The following is a 26050-nucleotide window of genomic DNA, read 5'->3' as shown; positions in this document are numbered from 1 at the left end:
GTACATCGGTCAACTCCCGTGCAGAAGAGGGCAACCGGACGTGTGAGTGGTCCGAGGGGGCCCTCGGCTCATGTCGGCCGAATGGCGATCGTGTGACAGCCGCGCCTGTGGACACGTGCGGGGCACAGGGAGTGAATAGGGTCCGAACAGCCTTCGGTCCCCTACGACTTGGAGCTTTCGTGCACCGCAGATTCTTCGCGCCGGGCGCGCTCGTGGCGGCCTCCGTACTGCTGGCGATCCCGGCATCGGCCGCGAGTTCCGCCCCCGGCGCCCCGGGCATCGGCGATCCCTACTACCCGGCCTACGGCAACGGCGGATACGACGTCTCGCACTACGACCTGCGGCTGAAGTACCAGCCCGCGACGGACCGTCTGGAGGGCACGGCGACCCTGCTGGCCCGCACCACTCAGGATCTGTCGCGTTTCAACCTGGACTTCCTGCTGGACGTCGGCGAGGTGCGGGTCAACGGCGCGAAGGCGTCTTTCACCACCTCCGGCGAGCACGAGTTGGAGATCACCCCGAAGACCCCGCTGGCCAAGGGCTCGGACATCACCGTGGTGGTGCGCTACAGCGGGGTGCCGTCCGGCGAGCAGGCGTACGGCTTCACCAGCTGGCACCGCACCGCGGACGGCGGAGTGGCCGCCAACGAGCCGGAGGCCGCCTGGTGGTGGTTCCCGAGCAACGACCATCCGCTCGACAAGGCGACCTACGACGTCTCGGTCCAGGTCCCGGACGGCACCCAGGCCATATCCAACGGCACGCTCCAGTCGACGAGTTCACGCCTTGGCTGGACCCGCTACAACTGGCGGTCCAACAAGCCGCAGGCGACCTATCTCGCCACGCTCGCCGTCGGCCGGTTCGACATCACGACCGGCCGGACCGAGAGCGGGATCCCGGTCGTCAACGCGTACAGCAAAGACCTGGGCGACAACTACAACGCGGCACGGGCGAGCATCGAGCGGAGCGGGGAGATCGCCGACTGGCTCGCCGAGTACTTCGGGCCGTACCCCTACAACGCGCTCGGCGGGTACGTGCCGAACACCGCCACCAGATACGCGCTGGAGACACAGACACGGCCCTTCTACAGCCCGTCCAGGTTCGCGAGTGGGACGAACACCTACCTCGTCGTGCACGAGCTCGCCCATCAGTGGTACGGCGACCTCGTGTCGGTCGCCGGATGGAAGGACATCTGGATCAACGAGGGCTTCGCACGCTACTCGGAGTGGCTGTGGTCCGAGCACGAGGGCGAGGGCACGACGCAGGAGATCGCCGACTATGTGTACGCCTCGCGCGCGGCCGACGATCCGTTCTGGACGGTGCGGCCCGGTGACCCGGGGCCTGACAACCAGTTCCACATCGCCGTCTACGACCGGGGCGCGCTGGCGCTCCAGGCGCTGCGGGGCGAGATCGGCGACGAGGACTTCTTCGCGATCCTGAAGGGCTGGACGGACAAGTACGCCTACGGCAACGCGTCCGTGGCCGACTTCCAGGCGTACGCCGAGCAGGTGGCCGGGCAGCCGCTGGCGGCGTTCTTCGACACCTGGCTGTTCCAGCCGTCGAAGCCGGCCGCGCCCGAGGCCCGCGAGGCGTCCATCGCACGGGACTCCGGTGTTCCGGCACAGCCGAAGTCGTGGAAGAAGATCGCGGCGACGAGCGACGTGCACGAGCACTAGGCGCTTCGCTGGAGGTGCCGGGATGGGCCGGCGGCCGCTCTCCTGAGGTGGCCGTGGGTGGCCCGGGCTCGGGCCTGGGTCACCCGGTCAACTCCGGCCCTCCCCATGGTCGTAGACCGTGACGGGGATCCCCTGCCGCACCAGCCGGTCGGTGATCAGTGGCTCGATCCGGGACCACTTGCCGCCCGCCAGGCCGCAGCCTATGCGGGGCATGTGCACGGAGGCGCCCAGCTCGGCCGCCTTGGTCGCGAGGCCGTCCAGGGCCGTGTCGATCGCCTCGTAGCGCACGGGGACGCCCTTGCTGCCGGTGCGTATGCCGCGCTGGCCGACCATGTTGGCCACCCAGACATACGGCTCGACCTGGACGAACTGGACGGCTCCCAGGGCGAAGTCGTTCGCGGCGCGGTCGCGGTGCCAAGCTCGGTACGCCTTCTCCGGCTCCGGCCAGCGGCGCGACACGGCGAGCACGAAGCCCTTGCCCCATCCCCCGATGTCGTTGCAGACATGGGCGATCAGCTTGACGCCCTTCACCGACGGGACGGTGGCGTCACCCCGGACATACGTGATCTCCAGCATGACGCCACCGTAGGCGGTGCCACTGACAGTGGCTCCTGAATTACTTCGTGAGCTCGGCCAGCTCCTGTTCCGCCGTCTTCGCCACCCGGCGCCGGACGCCGAACCAGCCGGCGACCAGCATCACGGCGATGACCGGGACGAGCAGCAGGGTCTGGCGGCCGACCTCGGGGTCGTTCCACATCAGGCCGAGCACGGCGAGCAGGAAGGCGATCGTGACGATCTCCGTGACCGGGCTGCCGGGGAGGCGGAAGGAGGGGCGGGCGACCAGGCCGGCCTTGGCGCGACGGACGAACATCAGATGGCAGATCATGATGATCACCCAGGTGCTGATGATGCCGAGGGAGGCGACGTTCAGCACGATCTCGAAGGCCTGGCTCGGCATCAGGAAGTTCAGGCCGACGCCGAGCACACACACCGCGCAGGTCAGCAGGATGCCGCCGTAGGGCACCTGGCTGCGATTCATGCGGGCGGTGAACTTGGGGGCGGAGCCCGCCATCGCCATCGAGCGGAGGATCCGGCCCGTGGAGTACAGGCCGGAGTTCAGCGACGACATCGCGGCCGTCAACACCACCAGGTTCATCACATCGCCGGCGCCCTCGACGCCGATCTTCGACAGGACGGTGACGAAGGGGCTCTCGTCGGCCGAGTACACCGAGCCCGGCAGCAGCAGGGCCAGCAGGACGACCGAGCCGACGTAGAACAGGCCCACGCGCCACATGATCGAGTTCACCGCGCGCGGGACGACCTTCTCCGGCTCGGCGGTCTCGCCGGCGGCGACGCCGACCAGCTCCAGGGCGGCGTAGGCGAAGATCACGCCCTGCATGACCAGGACGACCGGCATCAGGCCGTGCGGGAGGACGCCGCCGTTGTCGGTGACCACGCTCAGGCCGGGTGTCGTGCCGCCGACCTCGTGCTGGGTGGCGAGCAGGAAGATGCCGACGAACATGAAGGCCACGAGCGTGGCGACCTTGATGATCGCGAACCAGAACTCCAATTCGCCGAAGATCTTCACCGAGATCAGGTTCACCGCCAGGACCACCGCGAGCGCGGCGAGGGCCAGGACCCACTGGGGGATGTCGGTGAACATGCTCCAGTAGTGGGTGTAGAGCGCGATGGCGGTGATGTCGGCGATACCGGTCGTGGACCAGTTCAGGAAGTACATCCAGCCGGCGACATAGGCGCCCTTCTCGCCGAGGAACTCGCGCGCGTACGACACGAAGGAACCGGAAGAGGGGCGGTACAGGACCAGCTCACCGAGGGCCCGTACGACGAAGAAGGCGAAGATTCCGCAGACCAGGTAGGCGATGGCCAGCGCCGGTCCGGCGTTGTGGAGGCGTCCTCCGGCGCCCAGGAAGAGTCCGGTGCCGATCGCTCCGCCGATGGCGATCATGTTGACGTGGCGGGCCTTGAGGTCCTTGCTGTAACCGGCGTCGCCCGCATCCGCGGGCGTCTGGGCCGCCACGGTGAGGGATGCGGCCTGTGCCGTGTCCACGGCGTCCTTGCTCACGGGTGGTACCACTCTCTGGTGCGCCCGAGCGGATCACGCTCGGGTGTCCGGACGTACGTATGGCCCGCGCCCTTGGTAAGAGCACAGACCAAGGCGTCACCTTCCCCCATGGGTGGCGGCTCACGCGGTGGCGGACGTCACAGAGCGGAACATCTCACATGGTCGGCACATGAACTGCCGAGGAACTCCTCGTGATCATCTCCGAGTGCTCGACAGGTTTCACAGCAGTGGTGAGACAGCGATACTGCTGCACATGAAGACCGACGCCGAGGACCCGACCCTCACCATCGACGAGCTGGCCGCGCGGGCGGGCGTCACGGTCCGTACCGTGCGGTTCTACGGCACGAAGGGGCTGCTGCCGCCGCCGGTGATCGGTCCGCGTCGGGTGGGGCACTACGGCCGGGATCATCTGGCGCGGCTGGCGCTGATCGAGGAGCTTCAGCAGCAGGGGATGACGCTGGCGGCGATCGAGCGGTACATGCAGCGCCTGCCGTCCGGGCTGAGCCCCGACGATCTCGCCATCCACCGGGCCGTGGTGGCCTCCTGGGCGCCGGACGCCGTGGAGACGGTGACGCGCGCGGAGCTGGAGCGGCGGGCCGGGCGCGAGCTGGCCGACGAGGACGTGGAGCGGCTGGCCGCGATGGGGGTGATCGGGGCCGACGGCGAGGTGTTCCGGGTGGACGTCGGACTGCTGCGGCTCGGGGTGCGGCTGCTCGACATGCCGCTGTCGCAGGAGGCGATCCTCGCCGCGCGCAAGGTTCTGATCGAGCATTCGCGCGCCGCCGCCCATGAGCTGTCGCAGCTGTTCCGCGGAGAGGTCTCCGAACGGGCGGCCCAGGATGTGAAGTCGCTCTCCTCCGACATGCAACCGCTCGTCGTACAGGCCCTGTTGACGTCGTTCCAGCGCTCGCTGAAGGAGGAGCTGCGGGAGTGGGTCAAGGCGTCAGAGGCGGACGGATCCGCCTGAGGCGCACCGGAACGCCGGGCGGGCCGACATTGCCCGCCCGGCGTCGGTGAGTCCCGTCACGCGTCCTTGAAGCGTTCCCCCTTCTCCGCCTTCTCCACCAGCAGTGCCGGCGGCAGGAAGCGGTCGCCGTACCGGTCCGCCAGTTCACGCGCGCGTGCCACGAAGCCGGACAGGCCGTTGTCGTAGCCGTTGATGTACTGGAGGACGCCGCCCGTCCAGCCGGGGAAGCCGATGCCGAAGATCGAGCCGATGTTGGCGTCTGCCACCGAGGTCAGAACTCCCTCCTCCAGGAGGCGGACCGTGTCCAGGGCCTCCGAGAACAGCATGCGTTCCTGCATGTCCTTGAAGGGGATCTCCGTGCCCTCGCGGGTGAAGTGCTCGCGCAGGCCCGGCCACAGGCCCGCCCGCTTGCCGGACTCGTCGTAGTCGTAGAAGCCCGCTCCGCCGCTGCGGCCCGGCCTGTCGAACTCGTCGACCATGCGGTCGATCACGGCCTCCGCGGGGTGGGTCGGCCAGGTGCCGCCCGCCTCCTCGACGGCCCGCTTGGACTCGTTGCGGATCTTGCGCGGGAGCGTGAGCGTCAGTTCGTCCATCAGGGAGAGGACCTTCGCCGGGTAGCCCGCCTGGGCCGCCGCCTGTTCGACGGAGGCCGGCTCGATGCCCTCGCCGACCATCGCCACGCCCTCGTTGATGAAGTGGCCGATCACGCGTGAAGTGAAGAAGCCGCGTGAGTCGTTGACCACGATCGGGGTCTTCTTGATCTGGCGCACCAGGTCGAAGGCCCTGGCCAGCGCCTCCTCGCCGGTCCGCTCGCCCTTGATGATCTCGACCAGCGGCATCTTGTCCACCGGTGAGAAGAAGTGCAGGCCGATGAAGTCCGACTGTCGCTCCACGCCTTCGGCCAGGGCCGTGATGGGGAGCGTGGAGGTGTTGGAGCACAGCAGCGCGTCCGGCTCGACAAGGTGCTGGATCTCCTGGAAGACCTTGTGCTTGAGCTCAGGGTTCTCGAAGACCGCCTCGATCACCGCGTCGCAGCCCGCCAGGTCGGCGGGGTCGGCGGTCGGGGTGATGCGGGCCAGCAGCTCGTCCGCCTTCTCCTGCGTCGTACGACCCCTGCTCACGGCCTTCGCGCAGAGCTTCTCGGAGTACCCCTTGCCCTTGGCGGCCGCCTCCGGGGTGACGTCCTTCAGGACGACGTCGATGCCCGCGCGGGCGCAGGAGTAGGCGATGCCCGCGCCCATCATCCCGGCGCCCAGCACCGCGACCTTGCGGACCTGCCGCGGTTCGATGCCCTTGGGGCGGTTGGCGCCGGAGTTGACGGCCTGGAGGTCGAAGAAGAACGCCTGGATCATGTTCTTCGAGGTCTGCCCGGCGGCCAGCTCGACGAAGTACCGGGCCTCGATGACCTGCGCGGTCTCGAAGTCGACCTGGGAGCCCTCCACCGCCGCCGCGAGGATGTTGCGCGGGGCGGGGTAGGGGGCGCCGTTCGTCTGCTTGCGCAGGTTGGCCGGGAAGGCGGGCAGGTTGGCCGCGAACTTGGGGTTGGCGGGGGTGCCGCCGGGGATGCGGTAGCCGGGCTTGTCCCAGGGCTGCTGCGACTCGGGGTTGGCCTCGATGAAGGCGCGGGCCCTGGCGAGCATCTCCTCCTGGGTGGTGGCCACGTCGTCGACCAGGCCGTTCTCCAGGGCGCGCCGCGGGTTGTACTGGGTGCCCTGGAGGAGGACCTTCAGGAGGGCGTCGGCGATGCCCAGCAGGCGGACCGTGCGGACCACGCCGCCTCCGCCGGGGAGCAGGCCGAGGGTGACCTCGGGGCAGCCGATCTTGGAGCCGGGCGCGTCGAGGGCGATGCGGTGGTGGCAGGCGAGGGCGATCTCGTAACCGCCGCCGAGGGCCGCGCCGTTCAGCGCGGCGACGACCGGCTTGCCGAGGGTCTCGATGCGGCGCAGGTTCCGCTTGATGGCCATGCCGCCGTCGAACAGCTCCTGCGCGGTCTCGGGGGTGACCCGGATCAGGTCGCGCAGGTCGCCGCCGGCGAAGAAGGTCTTCTTGGCGGAGGTGATGATGACACCGCGGACGGTGTCCTTCTCGGCCTCCAGGCGGTCGGTGACCTGCGCGAGGGAGTCGCGGAAGGCCTGGTTCATGGTGTTGGCGGACTGGTCGGGGTCGTCGATGACGAGGGTGACGACGCCGGTGCGGTCCTGTTCCCAGCGGATGGTGGTGGTCATGAGGTGATCTCCGTAGAAGTCTCGTGTGGCCGCTGGGGTCTTCAGATGCGTTCGACGATCGTGGCGATGCCCATGCCGCCGCCCACGCACAGCGTGGCGAGGCCGTAGCGCTTGTCCTGGCGCTCCAGTTCGTCGACGAGCGAGCCGAGGATCATCGCGCCGGTGGCGCCGAGCGGGTGGCCGAGGGCGATGGCGCCGCCGTTGACGTTGACCTTGTCCAGGGACAGGCCCATGTCCTTGGCGAAGCGCAGGACGACCGCCGCGAACGCCTCGTTGATCTCGACGAGGTCGATGTCGTCGATGGTCAGTCCGGCCTTCGCCAGGGCCTTGCGGGTGGCGGGGGCCGGGCCGGTGAGCATGATCGTGGGCTCGGAGCCGGAGACGGCCGCGGAGACGATCCGCGCGCGGGGGGTGAGTCCGTAGCGCTCGCCGACCTCCTTGGAGCCGATGGCGACGAGCGCGGCTCCGTCCACGATGCCGGAGGAGTTGCCCGCGTGGTGGACGTGGTCGATCCTCTCGACCCAGTGGTACTTCTGCAGCGCCACGGCGTCGAAGCCGCCCAGGTCGCCGATGTCCGCGAAGGACGGATTCAGCTTGCCCAGGGAGTCGGCGGTGGTGCCGGGGCGCATGTGCTCGTCGTGGTCGAGGACGACCAGGCCGCTGCGGTCCTTCACCGGGACGACCGACTTCTCGAAGCGGCCCTCCTTCCAGGCCGTGGCCGCCCGCTCCTGCGAGAGGGCCGCGTACTCGTCGACGTCCCGCCGGGAGAAGCCCTCGATGGTGGCGATCAGGTCGGCGCCGATGCCCTGCGGCACGAAGTTGACGGCCAGGTTGGTCATCGGGTCGTTGAACCAGGCGCCGCCGTCGGAGGCCATCGGCACCCGGGACATGGACTCCACTCCGCCCGCGAGGACGAGGTCCTCCCAGCCCGAACGGACCTTCATCGCGGCCATGTTGACCGCCTCAAGGCCCGAGGCACAGAAGCGGTTCTCCTGCACGCCGGCCACCGTGTCCGGAAGTCCCGCGGCGACGGCGGCGATACGGGCGATGTCGGAGCCCTGGTCGCCGACCGGGCCGACGACGCCCAGCACGATGTCGTCAATCGCGGCCGGGTCCAGGCCGGGGAAGCGGTCGCGGAGCTCGTGGATGAGTCCGACGACCAGGTCGATGGGCTTGGTGCCGTGCAGGGCGCCGTTCGCCTTGCCGCGGCCGCGCGGGGTGCGGATCGCGTCGTACACATACGCTTCGGTGCTCACAGGGAAGCCTTTCGGTGAGGGTCAGCCCAGCAGGGAACGGCCGATGATCTCCTTCATGATCTCGGTGGTCCCGCCGTAGATGGTCTGGATGCGTCCGTCGGTGAAGGCCCGGGCGACGGGGTATTCGCTCATGTAGCCGTAGCCGCCGTGCAGTTGCAGACAGCGGTCGGCGACGCGCTTTTGCAGTTCGGTCGCCCACCACTTCGCCATGGAGGCGTCGACGGCGTCGAGTCCGCCGTTCGAGTGCTCCTCGACACAGCGGTCGAGGAAGGTGCGGGTGACGGCGCACTCGGTGGCCATCTCGGCGATCTCGAACCGGATGTGCTGCTTGGTGGCGAGCGGCCGGCCGAAGGCCTCGCGCTCCTTGACGTAGCGCGTGGTGATCTCCAGCAGGTGCTCCGCGCCCGCGATGGCCGCGACCGCGATGCTCAGGCGCTCCTGGGCGAGGTTCGTCATCAGGTGGACGAAGGCGCCGTTGAGCTCGCCGAGGAGGTTCTCCTTGGGCACGCGCACGTCGTGGAAGAACAACTCGGCCGTGTCCTGCGCCTTCTGGCCGATCTTGTCGAGGTTGCGGCCGCGCTCGAAGCCCTCCGTACCGCGCTCGACGACCAGCAGGGACAGTCCGTGCGCGCCGCCCTCCGGGGTCGTCCTCGCCACCACGATCACCAGGTCGGCGAGGATGCCGTTGGAGATGAACGTCTTGGAGCCGCCCAGCAGCCAGTGGTCGCCGCGGTCCTCGGCGCGGGTCCTGATGCCCTGGAGGTCGGAGCCCGCGCCCGGCTCGGTCATGGCGATGGCCGTGATCAGCGAGCCGTCGCAGAAGCCGGGCAGCCAGCGGCGCTTCTGCTCCTCGGTGGCGAGGCCCGTCAGATAGGGCCCGATGATGTCGTTGTGCAGGCCGAGGGCGAGCCCGGGAGTGCCCGCACGGGTGAACTCCTCGGCGAGTACGGCGCTGTAGCGGAAGTCGGCGGTGCCGCCGCCCCCGTACTCCTCGGGCACCGCGAGACCCAGCAGACCCTGCTTCCCGGCCGCGCGCCAGGCGTCGCGGGAGACGATGCCGTCCTTCTCCCACTGCTCGTAGAACGGCAGCACCTCCTTGGCGAGGAAGCTGCGCACGGTCTCGCGGAACGCGTCGTGCTCTTCGGAGAAGATCCGCCGCTTCATTCGAGGCCCTTCATCAGGTCGGGTACGTCCCAGTCACGCGCCACGTCCACGGTGTCGGCGCCCGGCCGCGCGGGCCCGGAGCGCACGGCGGTGGGGGTCGCGGAGAAGCGGGGCGCGGGGGCGGGCTGGGTGATGTCGCCGTGGTCGGTGAAGGTGCCACGGGCGGCCAGATGCGGGTGGTGCGGGGCCTCGGTCAGCGAGAGGACGGGCGCGACGCAGGCGTCGGAGCCCTCGAAGACCGCCGTCCACTCGTCTCTGGTACGGGTCTTGAAGCGGGCGGTGACCGTCTCGCGCAGCTCGCCCCAGCGTGTCCAGTCCTTGCGGGCCGATGCCTGGTCCTCGATGCCGAGCAGCCGCACGAACTCCGCGTAGAACTGCGGCTCCAGGGCGCCGACGGCCATGTACTTGCCGTCGGCCGTCTCGTAGGTGCCGTAGTACGGGCAGCCGCCGTCCAGGAGGTTGGCGGCGCGGCGGTCCTGCCAGCCGCCGGCGGCGAGCATGCCGTGGATCATCGCGGCGAGATGGGAGGTGCCGTCCACGATCGCGGCGTCCACGACCTGGCCGGTGCCGGTGGCGCGCGCGTGGTGCAGGGCGGCGAGGACGCCGACAACGAGGTAGAGGGAGCCGCCGGCGTAGTCGCCGAGGAGGTTGGCCGGGGCGGGCGGGGGTGCGTCGGGGGCGCCGATCATGCCGAGGGTGCCGGTGAGCGCGATGTAGGCGATGTCGTGCCCGGCGCGCTGGGCGAGGGGGCCGTCCTGGCCCCAGCCGGTCATACGGCCGTAGACGAGCCGCGGATTGCGGGCCCGGCAGGCCTCGGGGCCCACGCCGAGGCGCTCGGCGACGCCGGGGCGGTAGCCCTCGATCAGGATGTCCGCGCGGGCGGCGAGAGCGAGCACGCGCGCGGGGCCGTCGGGGGTCTTCAGGTCGACGATCACCGAGCGCTTGTTGCGGTTGGTGATGTCGTACGCGGGGTCGATCGCGAGTCCGGGGCCGCCGGGCCGGTCCACGCGGACGACGTCCGCGCCGAGGTCGGCGAGGAGCATCGCGGCGAACGGGCCGGGCCCGATACCGGCCAGCTCCACGACGCGTACGCCGGTGAGCGGGCCGTGTCCTGGCGTCTTTGCCATCCGGTCCCCAGGGTAGGTATGACACTACTGATGTAACACCAGGGATGTTAGGAACTTGTTCCAGTGAGCACAAGACCTGGGCGAGCAAGCGCTTAGTGAAGTTTCGGCACCCGCTCAGCCTCCGTCCAGTTCCGCTATGAGCCGCTTCGGTGCGATCGTGCGGTAGCTCTCCTCCACCCAGTCGCACAACAGCTCCGCGGCCGGGGCGCCCTTGTGCCCCAGCGGGATGCTGACCCAGCCGGACTTGCCCAGGCCGTAGCCCGCGGGCTCGGCGCCGGGGCAGGTCAGCGCGTGGGCGTGGGCCGCCTCGTCCTTGAGCTTCACGGTGACGCCGAGCGGATGGCTGCCGTCGTCGACGCCGAGGAAGACGAACACCTTCTTGTTGACCTTCGCGACGGTCTCGCCCCAGGGGAACTCCTCGGCCGCGCCGGGCATACCCAGGGCGAATTGGCGTATCTTCTCCCACTTCTTCAGGGCGTTCCGGTCCACGGCCATCCGCTGCCTCCCGGGCTCGTCGTCGGGCTCCGCACTCCTCACGCTAGCCTCGGCCACCGACAACGGCGCGTGGTGCGGGACGAGAGGTGTCATGAGCAGGCTGAACAGGACGGACCGTCCCTACGACATCGTGCTCTTCGGGGCCACCGGCTTCGCCGGGGCGCTCACCGCGGAGTACCTCGCGGCGCACGCGCCCGAAGGGCTGCGCTGGGCGGTCGCGGGCCGCGACGAGGGGAAGCTGGAGCGGCTGCGTGAACGGCTGCCCGGCGGTGAGAACGTCGGTGTCCTGCGCGCGGACGTCGCGGATGCCGCCTCGCTGCGGGAACTGGCCCGGCACGCACGCGTGGTGGCCACGACGGTGGGCCCCTATGTGATGTACGGCGAGGAGCTCGTCGCCGCCTGCGCGGACAGCGGGACGGACTATCTGGACCTCAGCGGTGAGCCGGAGTTCGTGGACCTGATGTACGTGCGCCATGACGCACGCGCGCGTGAGACGGGCGCCCGGCTCATCCATGCGGCCGGGTTCGACTCCGTGCCGCACGATCTGGGCGTCTACTTCACGGTCCGTCAACTGCCGGAGGGCGTGCCGCTGACGGTGGACGGGTTCGTCACCGCGAGCGCCATGTTCTCGGGCGGGACGTTCGCCTCGGCTCTGGGCCAGTTCGCGCGCGGACCCCAGATGATCGCCGCCGCGCGGGACCGTCACCGGCACGAGCCGCGCCTCGTGGGCCGCCGGGCCCTGGCCCCGACCGGCACACCCCGGTACGCCGGGGAGGTCGGCGCCTGGGCGCTGCCGCTGCCGACCATCGACCCGCAGATCGTCCGCCGCTCGGCGAAGGCCCTGGACCGCTACGGCCCCGACTTCCGCTACCGGCACTACGCGGCCGTACGGCATCTGCCCGTCGCCGTGGCCGGCGTGGTGGGCACGGGCGGTCTGTTCGCCGCCGCCCAACTGCCGCCCGTGCGCCGGTGGCTGTCGGACCGGCTCAAGCCGGGGGACGGCCCGAGCGCGGAGAAGCGGGCGAGGAGCTGGTTCTCGGTGCGCTTCGTCGGACAGGGCGGTGGCCGCCGGGTCTTCACCGAGGTCTCGGGCGGCGACCCCGGCTATGACGAGACGGCGAAGATGCTCGCCGAGTCGGCACTCTGCCTGGTCTTCGACGAACTGCCGCCGACGGCCGGCCAGGTCACCACGGCGGTGGCCATGGGCGACGCCCTGACGGAGCGGCTGCAACGCGCGGGGATCGTGTTCCGGGTGGCCGCGAGCCGCTGACCCTCAAAGGGGCCACTGGGCGACGGTGTAGATCATCCCGCAGATCCAGGCGAGCCCCGCGAGCGCGGCGAGGACGAGCGCGGCCGTCACGGCGCGCTCGACGGGGCGGTCGGGGTCGGCGAGGGGCTTCGGGGAGCGGTGCGAGGTCATGCGGTGCGAGGTCATGCACCCAGCCTGTCGAGCGGACCGGGGGCGGACATCCGTACGGGTACTCAGACGATGTACTCATACGACACGCTCAGCCGACGTACTCCGACGGCGGCCAGTCCCCCAGCGCGGCTTCGAGGCGCTCTCGGAGCGCGGGATCGGCAGACGCCGCCGAGATCCGGCAGGCGAGCGGCCCGATGTCCCAGCCCGCGTGATAGTCGAAGTACGGCGGAGGACCCGCCGCGTTGTGGGCGAGCTTGGCCACCAGCTCGGCGAGCCGGAACACCAGCTGGTCCTCGGCGTCGACTCCGGCGCCCCGCACCCGTCCGAACAGCTCTCTGCCCCGGCCCCACTCGTCCCGGTCGGCCGCCATGGCCAGCACGGCGTCGATCTCCGGCGCCCGTGGTCCGCCCACGACGGCCGCTTCGAGCACCCGGCCTGCCCAGGCGACCGGGTTGCGCTGGGCCTCGAAGAGGGTGCGCCCCCATGACCTGCGCTTGTCCGCACGCGCGTATGCGGCGAGTTGCTCGTTCGGCGCCGTGGCCTCGCGCAGTGCCCGTCGGCACAGGGCATCCGCTCTGCGTGTCGTCTCCGGGAGGCGGTACGAGGGGGTGAGTGCGAGGGTGTGGGCGCAGGCGTTGTCGAGGGTCACGCGGTGGCCGACGGAGACGAAGACCGGCTTGACGGCCTCTCGGGTGCGCAGGGCCCGGCCCACCTCCTCGGTGCCGGAGAGCAGCGGGGACGCGGATCCTCGTGCGGCGCCCGGCTCGTCGTAGGAGAAGGTGAAGGGGTTCTTCGCGACGCCGACGGTGGGCAGGCCGGTGAGGACGCCGAGGTGGCTGGCCAGGCCGAAGCGGCGGGGGTGGGCGAGGCCGTAGCCGTCGCAGACCACCAGGCCGGGCTGGCAGGGCAGAGCGTCGAGGGCGGCCAGGACCGTGGGGATCTCACGGAAGGCGAGCAGGCCCGGCACGTACGGAAAGGAGATCCGGCCGACGGCCGTCGCCTCCGCGACGACGTCCAGAGTCGCCGCGTCCAGGACGACGGCCGCCGCCGCCACGACGTCCAGCTCGTCGTCGTAGGCCACGTCGACGCCGGTGACGTGCCCGGTGCCGGGCGGTGGGCCCGACTCGTCGAGCACCACGCGTGCGCGTAGCTCGTCCTGGACGGCACGGGCGTCTTCCTCGGTGGCGGGCCAGCCCGTGGGGATGCGTACGGTCGTCATGATGCGGACGAGCGTACGGGCCCCGGGGTCAGCCCTTCCCACCCAGGGCGCGCTTGAGCTGGCTCTTGTTCATGTCCGAACGGCCCTGGATGTTACGGCGCTTGGCCTCCTCGTAGAGCTGGTCGTACGTGGGGCCCTGGGAGCCCTTTCCGGACCGCTGGCCGCCCCGCCTGCCGGACGACATGTCCTGGGTCGAGGTGCGGCTGGCCGTCCTGGACTCACCGGAGCGGGCGCGTTCCTTGTTCACGGTGCGCGCCGCGATCTCCTCGGCCCGCTCGGTGCTCTCGCCGCGCTCCTGCGCGCTCTTCTTGATGTGCTCGTACTGCCGCTCCCGCTTGGGACTCGAACCGCGTGGCATGTGCGCTCACTCCTTCCGCAGTCGGCGGCCGAGTACCCACATTCCGGATCACCTCTCCAGCCGTGCCACGCGCCCCTTCTCACCCGCCGCCCAGCACCCGAGGTCGGGGGTGCAGTCCACGGTGTCGTACGAGCCGGTGTCGACGGTCCGCCAGGTGCGGCCGCCGTCGGTGGTCAGGTCGGTGCCGGTGGGGCCGACCGCGAGGGCGGCGGTGCGGCTGTGCGGGAGCCAGGCGACGCCGGAGCGGTAGGCGCTCACCGGGGTCGCGGCGGGCTGCCAGCCTGCGCCACCGTCCGCGGTGCGGGCCGCCGCGTCCGGGGAGGTCTGGTCGGGGCGGTAGTCGCCGCCTACGGCGAGGCCGTGGGCGCGGTCGCGGAAGGCGAGGGCGAACACGCCCCGGGCCGGGTCGCCGGCCGGGATCGGGGTGTCGGCGGCGGTCCAGGTCCGTCCGCGGTCGGCGGAGTGCAGGACACGCGCGCGTGCGGCGCCGCCGGTGGCCAGCCAGACGTCCTTGGACCCGGCCGTCACCAGGCACTGGCCACTGGCCGCGAACCCGGCCTCGCCCTCCAGCGCGGCGGGCATGCCGTCGGTGGGCAGGACCGTCCAGGAGCGGCCGCCGTCGGCGGTCGACAGGATGCGGAACTTCCCCTCCACCGGGTCGCTCATCGCGAGGCCGTGCCGCCGGTCGAAGAAGGCCATGCAGTCGTAGAAGGCGCGCGGATCGGTGTTGCGGAACGCCTCGGTCCAGGTCGCGCCGCCGTCCTCGGTGCGGTACACCCGGGACGCCTCGCCCTCGCCGATGGCGAGCACCACGGCCCGGCGCGCGTCGAAGGCCTCGACGTCCCGGAACTGAAGCTCTTCGGCGCCCGGCGGCGAGACGTTTCGCCAGCTCGCCCCTCCGTCCGTCGTCCGCAGCACCGTGCCGGCGCTCCCGGCCAGCCACGCGGTGTCCCGGTCGACGGCGGCGAGCCCCCGGAACCGTACGGTCGGGCTCCCGGTGTCCTTCGGCTCCCAGTGCGCGGGCTCGTGCGCCTGCGCGGGTACGGCCGTCAGCGCGGCCAGCGCCGCCGCGCACACCACCCCCGCGGCCGTCGTGCGAAACGTGCGTCCCCAGCGTCGCGTGTTCCCCAAGGCCCTCATGGCGGGCGAAGCTAGCCCACCCCCACGGTGCCGTCCAGATCGCATCGCCAGCCCCAAATGGCCGGTACGGGACCGGGAGACGAACCGCGCCACTCGTATGCATGAAAGCGGTGACCGAGGTCACTCGACCTCGGTGTGCACGAATTCATCGATTCCGTCGTCTCTTACAGTGCCCGGCCTCATCCGCCCGGAGCCACGTCCAGCCGTCGCAAGCCGTCGCAAGGGAGCAAGGCGTTGTCCTACGTCATCGAGCAGCCCGTAGAGGCCCGTCTCGTCGCCGCCGCGCCGCGGATGTCGAGCATCCCCGCCGCGCTGCACTACGACCGGCGCGACCCGTTCGCCGTCCGTATGACCTTCCCGGCCCCGGCCACCCTGGAGGGCGTGGAGGTCTGCTGGACCTTCAGCCGCGAGCTCCTCACCGCCGGGTTGCGGGAGAGCGTGGGACACGGCGACGTCCGTGTCCGGCCCTACGGCTACGACCGCACGGTCCTGGAGTTCCACGCCCCCGAGGGCACGGCCGTCGTCCATGTCCGCACCGGTGAGATCCGCCGGTTCCTGGACGCCACCGCGGCACTGGTACCGGTCGGTCTTGAGCACCTCCAGCTCGACCTCGACCACGACCTGGCCGTGCTGATGCGGGACGCCAGTTAATTTCCGTTGACGCCCTCCCCATCCCCTCCTACGTTGTACAGCGGTCCTGTTGCCGTCGATTGGAGAAGGACGTTGCTCGTCTGAGGTCCTGAGACACCGCGCCACACCCTTGAGGTGTGGCTGCCGCGTGCGACCTCGGCGTTCGAGCCGTCCTCCGGAACAGGGCTTTTCCTCTGCCCTCCGAGGCCTCCCCGTGGGTCGCAGGTGTCTCGATACGCGTTTGCCCTTGATCGCTTCGAGCAACCGCGGAGGCCCGCATGTCAAGTTCCATCACCTGCACTTCCCTCGCCTTCACCTGGCCCGACGGCACCCCCGTCTTCGAGGGCCTCGACACCGCCTTCGGCCCCGGCCGCACCGGGCTCGTCGGGGTGAACGGGTCCGGGAAATCAACCCTGTTGAAGCTCATCGCCGGTGAACTCGCCCCCGCCGACGGCACCGTCCGGGTGGCCGGCGAGGTCGGCTGTCTGCCGCAGAACGTCACGCTCGACACCGCGCTGCGGGTCGACGAGGCGCTCGGCATCGCCGCCAAGCGGGCCGCGCTGCACGCCATCGAGGCGGGCGACGTGGCCGAGGAGCACTTCGAGACCGTCGGCGACGACTGGGACGTGGAGGAGCGAGTCCTCGTCACCCTCGGCGAACTCGGCCTCGCGCACATCCAGTTGGACCGCACGGTCGGCGAGGTGTCCGGCGGCGAGTCGGTGCTGCTGCGGCTCGCGGCGCTGCTGCTGCGCCGCCCGGACGTACTGCTCCTGGACGAGCCGACCAACAACCTCGACCTGTACGCGCGTCGGCGGCTGTACGCCGCGGTCTCCTCCTGGCCGGGAGTCCTGGTCGTGGTCAGCCACGACCGTGAACTCCTCGACCTCGTCGACCAGATCGCCGATCTGCGCTCCGGCGAGATCACCTGGTACGGCGGCAACTTCTCGGCGTACGAGGAGGCCCTCGCGGTGGAACAGGAGGCGGCCGAGCGGATGGTACGGGTCGCCGAGGCCGACCTGAAGAAGCAGAAACGCGAACTGGTCGACGCCCAGGTCAAGTTGGCCCGCCGGAAGCGGTACGGCCAGAAGATGTGGGACCAGAAGCGGGAGCCGAAGATCGTCATGGGGGCGCGCAAGCGGGCGGCGCAGGAGTCCGCGGGCAAGCACCGGATCATGCACGAGGAGCGGCTGGCCGAGGCCAAGGAACGGCTCGACGAGGCGGTGGAGGCCGTACGGGACGACGACGTGATCCGCGTCGATCTGCCGTACACGGCCGTACCACCGGGTCGTGAGGTCCTGACACTCCTGGATCTGGAGCTGGCGTACGGCGCGCGCGTGGCCGGTGGTTTCGATCTGCGCGGGCCGGAGCGGATCGCGCTGATCGGGCGCAACGGCGCGGGCAAGACGACGCTGCTGCGCACGATCGCCGGGGAGCTTCGGCCGGTGTCGGGCGAGGCGCGGGCGCATGTGCCGATGCGGTTCCTGCCGCAGCGGCTCGATGTGCTGGACGGCGAGCGGACCGTCGCCGAGAACGTGGCCCGGTTCGCGCCGGGCGCCACCAACAACCGGATCCGGGCGCGGCTCGCCCGCTTCCTGTTCCGGGGCGCCCGCGCCGACCAGAAGGCGGCCACGCTCTCCGGCGGCGAGCGCTTCCGTGCGGCGCTGGCCGCGTTGATGCTGGCCGAGCCGGCACCGCAGCTGCTGATGCTGGACGAGCCGACGAACAACCTGGACATGGCGAGCGTGAAGCAGCTCACCACGGCCCTGGAGTCGTACGAGGGGGCGCTGATCGTGGCCAGCCACGACCTGCCGTTCCTGGAGTCGATCGGCATCACCCGCTGGCTGCTGCTCGACGGAGAACTGAAGGAAATCACGCCAGAGGCCGTCGGGTATCCCGCTTAGCGGACGGTGGGGAGGTGATCTTCACCGGTACTCCGCGGCAACTCCTCGATGTCCCGGGGTCCTTCACGGCGGAGCGTCTCAGGAGGGCCACAGCCTGGTGACGAGGGTTTTGTCGGGGCGGACCCGGCCTGCATGATGGCGGACCGGTGCCGGATGATGGGCGCCGGAAACTGCCGCCGATTCGGAGAACCTCGTGCCCAGCAAGAAGGCCCTCGTCCGCCGCCCCAGCCCGCGCCTCGCCGAGGGGCTGGTGACGCACATCGAGCGGGAGAAGGTCGATGTCGACCGTGCGGTGGAGCAGTGGGAGGCGTACACCGAGGCCCTGCGCACCCACGGCTGGGAGACCGTCGAGGTGGATCCGGCCGACGACTGCCCGGACTCGGTGTTCGTCGAGGACACGGTCGTCATGTACAAGAACGTCGCGCTGATCACCCGCCCCGGCGCCCGGTCCCGGCGCGCGGAGACCATCGGCGTCGAGGAGGCCGTCGCCGCCCTCGGCTGCTCGGTGAACTGGATCTGGGAGCCCGGCACCCTGGACGGCGGCGATGTGCTGAAGGTCGGTGACACGATCTACGTCGGCCGCGGCGGGCGCACCAACGCGGCCGGTGTCCAGCAGGTGCGGGCCGCCTTCGAGCCGCTCGGGGCGCGGGTGGTCGCCGTACCGGTGAGCAAGGTGCTGCATCTGAAGTCCGCGGTCACCGCGCTGCCCGACGGTACGGTGATCGGGCACATCCCGAAGATCGACCGGCCGGCGCTCTTCCCGCGCTTCCTGTCGGTGCCCGAGGAGGCCGGCGGCCATGTGGTGCTGCTCGGCGGCCACAAGCTGCTGATCTCCGCGAGCGCGCCGAAGACCGCGGAGCTGCTCGCCGACCTCGGCCACGATCCGGTCGTGGTCGACATCAGCGAGTTCGAGAAGCTCGAAGGTTGTGTGACATGTCTCTCGGTTCGCATGCGGGAGCTGTACGCCTGACCGGGTGAGCTCCCCACCCCCTCAGCCCCGGGACCTGGGCTTCCCGGGGCTCTTTGGCATGCCCTCAACGCTCATGGGAACCCGGCTGATCAGCGATCTTTACACCGCTCTTAACCTACGGCTTCGTAACCTACGGATTCGTAGCCTACGATCCCGTAGGTTCCACTGACCGCTCGCCGGTCCGCCTCCGCTCGTGTTACGTCCCCCTGGAGTTCCCGTGACGATCACTTCCCCGCACCTCGGCAGCCCGTCCTCGGCCTGGACCGACGCCCGGCTGCTCTACGCGCTCGAGGAAGTGGTCGAGAAGGAGCTGAACCGCCATCTGACGGTCGCCAAGGACTGGATGCCGCACGAGTACGTGCCGTGGACCGACGGCCGTAACTTCCCCGGCTTCTTCGAGGACGGCGAGGCCTGGGACAAGGAGCAGTCCAAGGTCACCGAGATCGGCCGGATCGCGCTGGTCGTGAACCTGCTGACCGAGGACAACCTGCCCAGCTACCACCACGAGATCGCCTCGCTCTTCGGCCGGGACGGCGCCTGGGGCACCTGGGTGCACCGCTGGACCGCCGAGGAGGGCCGGCACGGCATCGTGATGCGCGACTACCTGCTCGCCTCGCGCGCGGTGGACCCGGACAAGCTGGAAGCGTTCCGTATGGCCCACATGAGCGAGGGCTTCGAGTCGGACAACCGCCACTCGATGCTGCACTCGGTGGCCTACGTCGCCTTCCAGGAGCTCGCGACGCGGATCTCGCACCGCAACACCGGCCACCAGTCCGGCGACCCGGTCTGCGACCGCATGCTCGCGCGCATCGCGACCGACGAGAACCTGCACATGGTCTTCTACCGGAACCTGCTGAAGGCGGCCTTCGAGCTCGCCCCCGACCTGACCATGCAGGCGGTCCGGGACGTCGTCGTCAACTTCCGGATGCCCGGCCACGGCATGCCCGGCTTCGAGCGGTTCGCCGCGCAGATGGCGATCGGCGAGGTCTACAACCTGCGTATCCACCACGACGACGTGCTCCAGCCGGTGCTGCGCCATCTGAAGGTCCTGGAGATAGACGGCCTCGGCCCCGAGGGCCTCAAGGCCCAGGAGGAGCTCGGCCTGTTCATGGGCGGCCTGGACGCCGAGGCCCTGAAGTTCGACGAGAAGCTGGCCGCCCGCAAGGCCCGCATGGCGGCGCGCGCCGGGGGCTGACGCCCTCCCCAGTATTTGCTTGGGGAAGATCGCGGGCCTGCGGCATCATGCAGGCCATGCGTGAGAACAGCAGGTCGGAACAGGCGGTCGGGTTCCTGCTCGGCCTGGTCGACGAGGACACCGCCGCCCGGGTCCGGGCCCGGACCGGCCTGCCCGGACCCGAGGCCTCGGACGCGTCCATACGGCGGCTCCAGCGCGCGTGGACGTGGTCCCGGCTGCTGCCGGCCTCCGTCGCGCTCTGGATCCTGGAGAACGACGACCCGACGCTCAACTCCGTGGTGTGGCGGCACTTGGAGACGGACGCCGGACTGCGCCGCGCCGTCGTCCGCGGCATCCCCTTCGGCCCCGGCCGCACCGAACCGGTCCGGGTGGACGCCCTGCTCGTCGGCCAGGAGCCGGAGGTGCCCGGGAGTTACGTCCGCCACGGCCTCGTCGGCTGTCTGCGCGCGGCCACCTCGATGAGCGAGGGCCGCGCCGCCGCGTCGATGGTCCTCACCCGCGCCGACTGGGACACGGTCGCCGAGGCGGACGGCGAGGCTCCGCTGCCCGGTTACACGCGCTGGGCACTGTCCGTGCGCCCCGACTGCCCGCCCGCCGTACGCGCCGGGTTCGGCTCGCACGCCAAGTTCACCCACCGGGTGCGGCAGGCCGGCGTACTGGAGGGACCGGCCGACTTCGCCCTGGAGTACGACCCCGCGGTCAGCGTCCTTGAGGTGCTGGCGATGGGGCAGACGCTCTTCCCCGCGCGCGTGCCCGCGGCCGAGGACGCGCTGCGGCCGCTCGTGCGGGAGCACTTGGGCGAGCGCGAGGAGGCGTGGGCGGTGCTGGCGCAGCTGATGGAGACGTACCACGGGACCGCGCCCGAGCTGATCGTCACCGCGGGCGCCATCGCCTGAGCGCCGCCGAAGGGGGGCGGGGCGGCCGGATTCGAACCGGCGTGTTCTGGTTTTGGAGACCGGTGCGCCTGCCTCTGCGCTACGACCCCGCCCTTGGGGGCAGATCGTAATGCCTTGGCCCGTTGTCAGTGGGTCCTGGTACCAATGATCCACGGGGGAAATCCGGTACGGGGGGCGGCACATGGCGTACGGCGAGCGGGGGCGGCGGGTCCCTGTGGTCGATCTCGCGGACCGCAGGGCGCTTCAGCGGTACCGCCCGGCGGATGCCGAGGTGATCGAGGAGGCGCGGCGGCTGAAGGAGGCCGCGTTGCTGGACTTCGGGCTGACGGAGTCGGCCGTGGCGTCCTGGCTGTACGCGAAGTGCCATCACCAGATCCCGACGACGGCGGTGGACACCGCGGCCGTGGTGGCCTCCGGGGACGGTTCCTGTCTGCTGCTGTACAACCCGGACTTCTTCGTCGGCCTCGGCCTGGACGGCGTGAAGTTCGTGCTGTTCCACGAGGCCCGGCATCTGGTGCACCGGCATCTGTTCGCCGATCCCGACCTGCGCGCCGACCCGGTCTTCGAGCTGGCCTCGGAGGTGTCCATCAACCATGTGGCGCTGGTCCGGCTCGGCAGAGCGGAGCTGCCCCTGCTGAACGGCAGGCCGACGGGGGTGAACCCGCGCGAGGTGTACGAGCTGTACCGCGCGGACCTGACGGCGCACGGCCTGGAGCCGCTGACGTACGAGGGGTTCGTGGAGACCGACATGCGGGTCTACGGCGAGCTGAAGCGGATGCATCACCCTCCGGTGCCCGAACGGCGGCTGTGTGTGCGCCTGGTGGCCGACGCGGTCCCGGCCGACCAGGAGACCGTCGACCTGGTCGCCTCCTCCGCGCTGCTCAACTCCCTGCTGGCGGCCAGGCGTGGGCACCCGGGCGCGGAGGTGGAGCTGCTGGACCTGATGGGCCGCACCGAGGACGGCAACGCCCGCGCGGCCAGGCTCTGGGGAAAGCTCGGCGCGGGCGTCCTGCGCGGCGAGACCACGCGCACGCGTACCGTCGACTGGTGGCAGCGCTGGCTGGTCGACGTGCTCGCCTCCAAACTGCGCGAGGGCGAGCGGCTGGTGTACCCGAAGAAGCGCGGCGCGCTGCTCGCCGCGCTCGGCCAGGACCCACTGCTCTCACGCCGCGGCCCGGTCCGGGACAAGGTCCTCGTCATCGCCTACGACACCTCGGGCTCGATGCCGAACCGTGTGATCACCTGGCTCACCGAACTCGTCGGCCGCATCGACGGCGTTCAGGCGCACTGGCTGTCCTTCGACGCCGTGGTGATGCCCTTCGTACCGGGCGAGCGGGTCTACGGCGGGGGCGGCACCAGCTTCCAGGTGGTCGCGGACTACGCGGAGGGACGCACGGAGGTCAACGGGCGCCGTTTCGAGGAGACCCCGGACGCCGTCGTGATGCTCACCGACGGGTACGCGCCGCCGATCACGCCCGCCGAGCCGGAGAAATGGATCTGGCTGATCACGGAGGGCGGCGACGAGTGGCCCGACCGACACACCCCCGCGATGGACTGCCATCGCGTCACCACAGGATCACGGTAGATGACCACGGAAGTGAAGCAGTCGACGCTCTCCCGCCTGGAGTCCTTCATCGACGCGATGATCGACATGGGACAGACGGGGCAGATCTTCGGCGAGCACGGCATCGGCAAGACGGCGACGTTCTTCTCGCACATCGGCCGGGCGTATCCGGACACGGCGCTGGTGTACGTCCCGGCGGCGAACCTCACGCCGGACGATCTGCTCGTGAACGCGCCAGTGCGGGACGCGCACACCGGTGAACTGGTGCTGCGCCAGCTGGTGATGAGCCAGCTGAAGCCGGGCCGGCCCTTCGTGCTGCTCATCGACGACTCGCTGCAGGCGGGCGAGACGATCCAGTCGCAGCTGATGCAGATCGCCTGCAACTGGACGCTGGGCGAGCACGATCTGCGCGCGCTCGGCTGCGTGGGCGTGTTCCTCACCGACAACGAGTCGCTGACCGAGACCGCGGCCCGGCGCGGCGATCTCGCGCTGCTGGACCGCATGGTGACGATGCGGATCACCGCCAACGACACGTCCTGGCGGCGGCATCTGGCGGGCAAGTACCGTCCGTGGGACCTGCGTCCGGTGTTCTCACTGTGGGCCTCGCTGCCACCGGCGCTGCGTGACCTGCTGTCCCCGCGCACCCTCGACCATGTCCTGGCCAACGCGCGCGAGGGCTTCCCGCTGCGCTGGGGCCTGCCCCTGGTCGACGGCGAGCGGCTGCGCCTCGCGGAGCCCGCGCCTGACGGCAGGCCCGGTCAGAACCGCACGGCCGAGATCCTGGACCGGATCGCCAGGTCGGTGGGCGTGCCCAACCCGTCGACGATCCCGGACCCGGTGCGCCAGGTGGTGCGGGCCGCGCTGCGCAACCGCTGGACGGTCCTGCTCCAGGGGCCGCCGGGGTGCGGGAAGACGGAGCTGGTACGGCAGACGCTGCGGGAGGGACTGGGCCGGGAGGCGCTGTACTTCTCGCTGCCGGTGACCAATGTCGAGGATCTGTGCGCGCCGATCCCCTCGGCCGACGGCACCCTGGACAACCTGCTGGCCGCGAAGTTCACCGGGCCCGAGCCCAAGGCGATCGTGTGGGACGAGTACAACCGGCCCAAGGACAAGGCCGCGTTCGCCAAGCTGATGGAGGTCACCCAGGAGTGGTCGCTCGCGGGCCGCCCGATCGAGAACCTGCGCGCGCAGATCGCGGTCCAGAACCCGCCCTACCACCTGGGCCGCAAGCTGCTGGTCGCGCGGAACAACATCGCGCAGGCGACCCGGTTCACCGCCTCGCTCCAGGTGGAGCCGGAGGACATCCCGGCCAACGAGTGGCTGCTCGCACGCTACGGCTCGGACGCCGAGACCGTGCTGGAGTGGTGGAAGCACGACATCGACGACGAGGGCCGGGCCTGGATCACCAAGCGCACCCTGGAGCGGCTGATCAAGCTGCACCGGCGGGGGCTGCCGCTGGAGATGGCGACGGTCTACCTCGGTGACGGCGAGTACGCGCCCGTGCCGCTCACGGCACTCATCGACCGGCTCAGCGGCCGCCCGGTCACGGGCCTGCGCGAACTCGCCCGTGACGCGGACGTGTGGGAGGCACGGCTGCGACGGGCGGCGAAGGCCGGCGACGAGGGCGCCGACGACAGCGACGTGGTCCACCAGATCCTGGCCAACGCGGAGCTGTCACAGTTGAAGAAGCACCGGGCGGTGGTGGCCCGTATGGTCGCCCTGCTGCCGGCGAAGCTGCGGGCGACGTATCTGGTGGGGGCGTCGCAGCAGCAACAGCGGTTCTGGACGGAGGTGTTCATGGGGCTGCGACGGCTCTGAGGTCAGCCGTGCCATGCGGCGCGGTGTGCGGCACCCCGGCGAAGCCCGGCTCGGTCGTGTCGTCGTTCACCACTCCGCCTCCCGGTAGTCCTTCAGGAACACCCCGGACACCGGATCACCGGACTCGCCCCGCACGATCGGGTCGTACACGCGGGCCGCCCCGTCCACGATGTCCAGCGGCGTCCGGAACCCCGCCCCGGCCATGCGGGCCTTCTTCGGTGCCGGATTCTCGTCGGTGATCCAGCCGGTGTCGACGGCGCACATGTGGACGCCCCGATCGGCGAGTTCGGCGGCGCTGGTGCGGGTGAGCATGTTGAGCGCGGCCTTGGCCATGTTGGTGTGCGGGTGGCCGGCCATCTTGTTGCGGACGGCGAAACGGCCCTCCACCGCGGTCACGTTGACGACGTACCGGCGCGGACGCGGGGAGGCGAGCAGCAGCGGCAGCAGCCGGTCGCAGAGCAGCGCCGGGGCGAGGGCGTTGACGAGCTGGGTCTCCAGGACCTCGGCCGGGTCGAGGGCGCCGAGCCGAGCCGACCAGGAGTTCTCCGGGGAGGGGTCGGGCAGCAGCCCGGCCTCGTCGGCCTCGCGCAGCGCGACGGGCAGGGCTGCGGCGCCGCTCTGAAGCATCCGCATCGGCGTGAAGCCGGGTGCCTGGCGGGCCCCTTCGGGCAACGCCTCGTACTCCCCGGCGGCGAGCAGCGCGTACGACTCGGGCGGGCGCCGTACGGTCTGGGCGGCGTTGTTGACGAGGATGTCCAGCGGCTCGCCCTCGGCCCGCAGTTCCTCGCACAGGCCGAGCACCTGGCGTGGGTCGCGCAGGTCGACGGCGAGTACGGTCAGCCGGTCGAGCCACTTCCCGCTGCCCGGCTCGGCCCGGAACCGGCGCACGGTGTCGTGCGGGAAGCGGCTGGTCACCAGCAGTTCGGCGCCGTCCCGCAGCATCATCAGGGCCAGCTGGAAGCCGATCTTCACCCGGCCGCCGGTGAGCAGCGCCCTGCGCCCGCTGAGGTCGGTGCTCAGGGCGCGGCGGGAGCGGTTGTCGGCGGCGCAGTCGGGACAGAGCCGGTGGTAGAAGGCGTCGACCTGTCGATAGGGGGACTTGCAGACATAGCAACTGCGCGGTTTGCGGAAGGCGCCCGGGACGCCCGGGTCGGCCAGTGGGGCGTCCTCGCGACGGTCCACTGCCCCGGTCGCGGTCGCCGCCATCGCCGCCGCGTCGGCCGCGGTCGCCTCGGCTCCGCGGGTCTTCCGCCTCCGCAGCCGACCGTCCCGGGCGAAGGAGGCGGCGACCTGCTCGGCCTTCAGCCGCACCGGATCGTCGACGGGCAGCGCCCGCAGCTTGCCGACCGTGCGGTGAAAGGCGGCCAGCTCCTCCTCGTCGATGCCGTCGCCCATGCCCTCGCCCCGTGTGTGCCGGTGTCCGTGGTGGCCCCGGCCGGATTCGAACCGGCGTATCCGCCCTGACAAGGCGGCGAGTCTGCCTCTGCTCTACAGGGCCCCCGACGCGGACCCGGGGATCGGATTCGAACCGATGTCTTCCGCCTGAGCAAGGCGGGCGCGCCTGCCTCTGCGCTACGCCCGGGTGCGCCCCCGGATCCTAACCGCACTCCGAACGGGCGGGCGCACCGTTTTACGGGCGGCCCCGGCGGTTCAGTGCGCCGTGCGCCTGAGCGCTAGGCGTTCCTTCTCCGACAGGCCGCCCCAGACGCCGAAACGTTCGTCGTTGTCGAGGGCGTACTCCAGGCAGGCGGAGCGGATCGGGCACAGGCCGCAGATCCGCTTCGCCTCGCGGACGGAGCTGCCCGGCTCGGGGAAGAAGAAGTCCGCCCCGGTCTGCGCGCACAACGCCTCCTGCTGCCAGGCGAGGTCGGGCGTGGTGACTGTGTCGATGAACATGGCCTGAAGCGTGCCCGGCGGCGAAAAACGTTCGATCAACGCCGGATCAACGC

The 26050-nt window shown here is 70.7% G+C and carries 22 protein-coding genes, 3 tRNA genes and 1 pseudogene; 10 read left to right on the top strand and 16 right to left on the bottom strand.

Annotated features, from left to right (window positions below):
• Positions 1–179 precede the first annotated feature (179 nt).
• Positions 180–1673 (top strand): M1 family aminopeptidase, encoded by a 1494-nt coding sequence (locus H4N64_RS02425; protein ID WP_186280382.1) that lies wholly within the window; start codon positions 180–182, stop codon positions 1671–1673.
• 87 nt (positions 1674–1760) lie between these two features.
• Here the strand turns inward: H4N64_RS02425 and H4N64_RS02420 are convergent, their stop codons facing one another.
• Positions 1761–2249 (bottom strand): macro domain-containing protein, encoded by a 489-nt coding sequence (locus H4N64_RS02420; RefSeq protein ID WP_186280381.1) that lies wholly within the window; start codon positions 2247–2249, stop codon positions 1761–1763.
• A 40-nt stretch (positions 2250–2289) separates the two neighbouring features.
• A complete protein-coding gene (locus H4N64_RS02415) occupies positions 2290–3756 on the bottom strand; it encodes an amino acid permease (RefSeq protein WP_186280380.1) in 1467 nt (488 codons plus the stop codon).
• Between the two features lie 253 nt (positions 3757–4009).
• Here H4N64_RS02415 and H4N64_RS02410 point away from each other — a divergent pair, with 253 nt between their 5' ends.
• On the top strand, positions 4010–4723 hold the full coding sequence (locus tag H4N64_RS02410; protein ID WP_186280379.1) for a MerR family transcriptional regulator: 714 nt from the start codon (positions 4010–4012) through the stop codon (positions 4721–4723).
• Positions 4724–4779: 56 nt separating this feature from the next.
• On the opposite strand, the gene H4N64_RS02405 is transcribed toward H4N64_RS02410, so the two are convergent.
• The 5 genes from H4N64_RS02405 to H4N64_RS02385 form a co-directional block, all read right to left on the bottom strand.
• The gene (locus H4N64_RS02405) at positions 4780–6948 is read right to left on the bottom strand and encodes a 3-hydroxyacyl-CoA dehydrogenase NAD-binding domain-containing protein (protein WP_186280378.1); all 2169 of its coding nucleotides are present in this window, start codon (positions 6946–6948) and stop codon (positions 4780–4782) included.
• Positions 6949–6989: 41 nt separating this feature from the next.
• Positions 6990–8204: an acetyl-CoA C-acetyltransferase gene (locus H4N64_RS02400; RefSeq protein WP_186280377.1), complete on the bottom strand. Its 1215-nt coding sequence runs from the start codon at positions 8202–8204 to the stop codon at positions 6990–6992.
• A gap of 21 nt (positions 8205–8225) precedes the next feature.
• Positions 8226–9368, bottom strand: a complete 1143-nt coding sequence (locus H4N64_RS02395; RefSeq protein WP_186280376.1) for an acyl-CoA dehydrogenase family protein — start codon at positions 9366–9368, stop codon at positions 8226–8228.
• Positions 9365–10495 (bottom strand): CaiB/BaiF CoA transferase family protein, encoded by a 1131-nt coding sequence (locus H4N64_RS02390; protein ID WP_186280375.1) that lies wholly within the window; start codon positions 10493–10495, stop codon positions 9365–9367. The genes H4N64_RS02395 and H4N64_RS02390 overlap by 4 nt, the downstream gene beginning before the upstream one ends.
• Positions 10496–10609: 114 nt before the next feature.
• A complete protein-coding gene (locus H4N64_RS02385; RefSeq protein WP_186280374.1) occupies positions 10610–10990 on the bottom strand; it encodes an MmcQ/YjbR family DNA-binding protein in 381 nt (126 codons plus the stop codon).
• A 91-nt stretch (positions 10991–11081) separates the two neighbouring features.
• On the opposite strand from H4N64_RS02385, the gene H4N64_RS02380 reads away from it, so the two are divergent.
• A complete protein-coding gene (locus H4N64_RS02380) occupies positions 11082–12260 on the top strand; it encodes a saccharopine dehydrogenase family protein (RefSeq protein ID WP_186280373.1) in 1179 nt (392 codons plus the stop codon).
• 3 nt (positions 12261–12263) lie between these two features.
• On the opposite strand, the gene mmpA is transcribed toward H4N64_RS02380, so the two are convergent.
• The 4 genes and pseudogenes from mmpA to H4N64_RS02360 form a co-directional block, all read right to left on the bottom strand.
• Positions 12264–12410 (bottom strand): morphogenic membrane protein MmpA, encoded by a 147-nt coding sequence (gene mmpA / locus H4N64_RS02375; protein ID WP_418896239.1) that lies wholly within the window; start codon positions 12408–12410, stop codon positions 12264–12266.
• A gap of 535 nt (positions 12411–12945) precedes the next feature.
• Positions 12946–13629, bottom strand: a pseudogene (locus H4N64_RS02370) (endonuclease V); the annotation flags it as partial.
• A 28-nt stretch (positions 13630–13657) separates the two neighbouring features.
• Positions 13658–13987 carry a plasmid stabilization protein gene (locus tag H4N64_RS02365; RefSeq protein WP_186280372.1) on the bottom strand — a complete coding sequence of 110 codons (330 nt, stop codon included), beginning with the start codon at positions 13985–13987 and terminating at the stop codon, positions 13658–13660.
• Between the two features lie 48 nt (positions 13988–14035).
• On the bottom strand, positions 14036–15127 hold the full coding sequence (locus tag H4N64_RS02360; protein WP_186280371.1) for a WD40/YVTN/BNR-like repeat-containing protein: 1092 nt from the start codon (positions 15125–15127) through the stop codon (positions 14036–14038).
• Positions 15128–15361: 234 nt separating this feature from the next.
• On the opposite strand from H4N64_RS02360, the gene ssgD reads away from it, so the two are divergent.
• The 5 genes from ssgD to H4N64_RS02335 all read left to right on the top strand — a co-directional run bounded on the left by ssgD (position 15362) and on the right by H4N64_RS02335 (position 20719).
• The gene (ssgD, locus tag H4N64_RS02355) at positions 15362–15778 is read left to right on the top strand and encodes a spore wall synthesis regulator SsgD (protein WP_186280370.1); all 417 of its coding nucleotides are present in this window, start codon (positions 15362–15364) and stop codon (positions 15776–15778) included.
• 257 nt (positions 15779–16035) lie between these two features.
• Positions 16036–17658 carry an ABC-F family ATP-binding cassette domain-containing protein gene (locus H4N64_RS02350; RefSeq protein WP_186280369.1) on the top strand — a complete coding sequence of 541 codons (1623 nt, stop codon included), beginning with the start codon at positions 16036–16038 and terminating at the stop codon, positions 17656–17658.
• 193 nt (positions 17659–17851) lie between these two features.
• Positions 17852–18628 carry a dimethylargininase gene (ddaH, locus tag H4N64_RS02345; protein ID WP_186280368.1) on the top strand — a complete coding sequence of 259 codons (777 nt, stop codon included), beginning with the start codon at positions 17852–17854 and terminating at the stop codon, positions 18626–18628.
• 217 nt (positions 18629–18845) lie between these two features.
• Positions 18846–19823 (top strand): acyl-ACP desaturase, encoded by a 978-nt coding sequence (locus H4N64_RS02340; RefSeq protein ID WP_186280367.1) that lies wholly within the window; start codon positions 18846–18848, stop codon positions 19821–19823.
• A gap of 56 nt (positions 19824–19879) precedes the next feature.
• Complete coding sequence (locus H4N64_RS02335) at positions 19880–20719, top strand: hypothetical protein (protein WP_260859505.1); 840 nt, start codon at positions 19880–19882, stop codon at positions 20717–20719.
• A gap of 15 nt (positions 20720–20734) precedes the next feature.
• On the opposite strand, the gene H4N64_RS02330 is transcribed toward H4N64_RS02335, so the two are convergent.
• Positions 20735–20810 (bottom strand) — tRNA-Trp (locus tag H4N64_RS02330).
• Positions 20811–20900: 90 nt separating this feature from the next.
• On the opposite strand from H4N64_RS02330, the gene H4N64_RS02325 reads away from it, so the two are divergent.
• Together H4N64_RS02325 and H4N64_RS02320 are read left to right on the top strand one after the other, a co-directional pair.
• Complete coding sequence (locus H4N64_RS02325; protein ID WP_186280365.1) at positions 20901–22304, top strand: DUF2201 family putative metallopeptidase; 1404 nt, start codon at positions 20901–20903, stop codon at positions 22302–22304.
• Positions 22305–24101, top strand: a complete 1797-nt coding sequence (locus H4N64_RS02320) for an ATP-binding protein (RefSeq protein WP_186280364.1) — start codon at positions 22305–22307, stop codon at positions 24099–24101.
• 66 nt (positions 24102–24167) lie between these two features.
• On the opposite strand, the gene H4N64_RS02315 is transcribed toward H4N64_RS02320, so the two are convergent.
• The 4 genes from H4N64_RS02315 to H4N64_RS02300 all read right to left on the bottom strand — a co-directional run bounded on the left by H4N64_RS02315 (position 24168) and on the right by H4N64_RS02300 (position 25997).
• Positions 24168–25496: an SDR family NAD(P)-dependent oxidoreductase gene (locus H4N64_RS02315; protein ID WP_186280363.1), complete on the bottom strand. Its 1329-nt coding sequence runs from the start codon at positions 25494–25496 to the stop codon at positions 24168–24170.
• 28 nt (positions 25497–25524) lie between these two features.
• A tRNA-Asp gene (locus H4N64_RS02310) sits at positions 25525–25599 on the bottom strand.
• 10 nt (positions 25600–25609) lie between these two features.
• A tRNA-Ser gene (locus H4N64_RS02305) sits at positions 25610–25684 on the bottom strand.
• A gap of 67 nt (positions 25685–25751) precedes the next feature.
• Positions 25752–25997, bottom strand: a complete 246-nt coding sequence (locus H4N64_RS02300) for a WhiB family transcriptional regulator (RefSeq protein ID WP_186280362.1) — start codon at positions 25995–25997, stop codon at positions 25752–25754.
• Positions 25998–26050: the final 53 nt, after the last annotated feature.

Origin of the sequence: Streptomyces cupreus, from assembly GCF_014257025.1 — a bacterium.
Taxonomy (GTDB): domain Bacteria; phylum Actinomycetota; class Actinomycetes; order Streptomycetales; family Streptomycetaceae; genus Streptomyces; species Streptomyces cupreus.
The sequence above is the reverse complement of the archived record's forward strand: the minus strand, read 5'-3'. Positions and strand labels throughout refer to the sequence as shown.